The sequence below is a fragment of the Trichococcus flocculiformis genome (genome assembly GCF_963662535.1).
Classification (GTDB): Bacteria; Bacillota; Bacilli; order Lactobacillales; family Aerococcaceae; genus Trichococcus; species Trichococcus flocculiformis.
Genome location: NZ_OY759718.1, coordinates 472,501 through 475,000 on the forward strand (window position 1 = coordinate 472,501; position 2,500 = coordinate 475,000).

At 51.1% G+C, this 2,500-nt stretch carries 1 tRNA gene and 2 rRNA genes (2 of these 3 running past the window's edge); all 3 read left to right on the forward strand.

From position 1 onward, the window contains the following. Positions 1–2,265, forward strand: a 23S ribosomal RNA gene (locus ACKPCD_RS02525) (it extends 649 nt beyond the left edge of the window). A 94-nt stretch (positions 2,266–2,359) separates the two neighbouring features. Beyond that, positions 2,360–2,475: ribosomal RNA gene (rrf, locus tag ACKPCD_RS02530) — 5S ribosomal RNA — on the forward strand. A gap of 22 nt (positions 2,476–2,497) precedes the next feature. Further along, positions 2,498–2,500 (forward strand) — tRNA-Asn (locus tag ACKPCD_RS02535); it runs 71 nt beyond the window's last position.

Here is a 2,500-nt window from a genome sequence, read left to right on the forward strand (position 1 = left end):
AAAAGACGGAGCCGCAGCGAAAGCGAGTCTGAATAGGGCGAATAAGTATGAGGTCGTAGACCCGAAACCAAGTGACCTACCCATGTCCAGGTTGAAGGTGCGGTAATACGCACTGGAGGACCGAACCCACGCACGTTGAAAAGTGCGGGGATGAGGTGTGGGTAGCGGAGAAATTCCAATCGAACTTGGAGATAGCTGGTTCTCTCCGAAATAGCTTTAGGGCTAGCCTCGGATATGCGAATCATGGAGGTAGAGCACTGTTTGGACTAGGGGCCCTTCTCGGGTTACCGAATTCAGATAAACTCCGAATGCCATTGATTTAGATCCGGGAGTCAGACTGCGAGTGATAAGATCCGTAGTCAAAAGGGAAACAGCCCAGACCACCAGCTAAGGTCCCAAAGTATCTGTTAAGTGGAAAAGGATGTGGGGTTGCACAGACAACTAGGATGTTGGCTCAGAAGCAGCCATCATTTAAAGAGTGCGTAATAGCTCACTAGTCGAGTGACCCTGCGCCGAAAATTTACCGGGGCTAAACAGATCACCGAAGCTGTGGATGGAACCTTAGGGTTCCGTGGTAGGAGAGCGTTCTAAGGGCATCGAAGCCAGATCGTGAGGACTGGTGGAGCGCTTAGAAGTGAGAATGCCGGTATGAGTAGCGCAAGACGGGTGAGAATCCCGTCCACCGAATAACTAAGGTTTCCTGGGGAAGGCTCGTCCTCCCAGGGTTAGTCGGGACCTAAGCTGAGGCCGATAGGCGTAGGCGATGGACAACAGGTTGATATTCCTGTACCAGTTGCTTTTGTTTGAGCGATGGAGGGACGCAGGAGGCTAAGGAATGCACACGATCGGAAATGTGTGTCCAAGCAGCAAGTCTGAGAACGAGTGAAATGCTTTTTCTCTCAAGGACAAGCTGTGATGGGGAGCGAAATTTAGTAGCGAAGTTCCTGATGTCACACTGCCAAGAAAAGCTTCTAGTGAGAAAGTAACTGCCCGTACCGCAAACCGACACAGGTAGTTGAGGAGAGAATCCTAAGGTGTGCGAGAGAACTCTCGTTAAGGAACTCGGCAAAATGACCCCGTAACTTCGGGAGAAGGGGTGCTGACCGCAAGGTCAGCCGCAGTGAATAGGCCCAAGCGACTGTTTATCAAAAACACAGGTCTCTGCAAAATCGAAAGATGACGTATAGGGGCTGACGCCTGCCCGGTGCTGGAAGGTTAAGAGGAGAGGTTAGCGCAAGCGAAGCTTTGAATTGAAGCCCCAGTAAACGGCGGCCGTAACTATAACGGTCCTAAGGTAGCGAAATTCCTTGTCGGGTAAGTTCCGACCCGCACGAAAGGCGTAACGATTTGGGCACTGTCTCAACGAGAGACTCGGTGAAATTATAGTACCAGTGAAGATGCTGGTTACCCGCGACAGGACGGAAAGACCCCATGGAGCTTTACTGCAGTTTGATATTGCGTGTTTGTATCACATGTACAGGATAGGTAGGAGCCGAAGATACCGGGACGCCAGTCTCGGAGGAGGCAACGGTGGGATACTACCCTTGTGATATGACCACTCTAACCCGCTGCTCTTAGCGAGCAGGGAGACAGTGTCAGACGGGCAGTTTGACTGGGGCGGTCGCCTCCAAAAATGTAACGGAGGCGCCCAAAGGTTCCCTCAGAATGGTTGGAAATCATTCGTAGAGTGTAAAGGCAGAAGGGAGCTTGACTGCGAGACCTACAAGTCGAGCAGGGACGAAAGTCGGGCTTAGTGATCCGGTGGTTCCGCATGGAAGGGCCATCGCTCAACGGATAAAAGCTACCCTGGGGATAACAGGCTTATCTCCCCCAAGAGTTCACATCGACGGGGAGGTTTGGCACCTCGATGTCGGCTCATCGCATCCTGGGGCTGTAGTCGGTCCCAAGGGTTGGGCTGTTCGCCCATTAAAGCGGTACGCGAGCTGGGTTCAGAACGTCGTGAGACAGTTCGGTCCCTATCCGTCGCGGGCGTTGGAAATTTGAGAGGAGCTGTCCTTAGTACGAGAGGACCGGGATGGACACACCGCTGGTGTACCAGTTGTTCTGCCAAGAGCATCGCTGGGTAGCTATGTGTGGACGGGATAAACGCTGAAAGCATCTAAGCGTGAAGCCCCCCTCAAGATGAGATTTCCCATCACTTTAAGTGAGTAAGACCCCTGAGAGATGATCAGGTAGATAGGTTGGGAGTGGAAGTACAGCGATGTATGGAGCGGACCAATACTAATCGGTCGAGGACTTAACCAATTTTTAAAAAGAAGAAAACTCAAGCGGTGTTTTCGGAATCCCTTTACTTTTGTAGATTCAGTTTTGAGAGAACAACGTTCTCTAATTAAAAATGTGCGGTGACGATGGCAAGAAGGTCACACCTGTTCCCATCTCGAACACAGAAGTTAAGCTTCTTAGCGCCGATTGTAGTGAAGGGTTTCCCTTTGTGAGACTAGGACGTTGCCGCGCTTTTTTTTGTTTACAGTTTTATTCC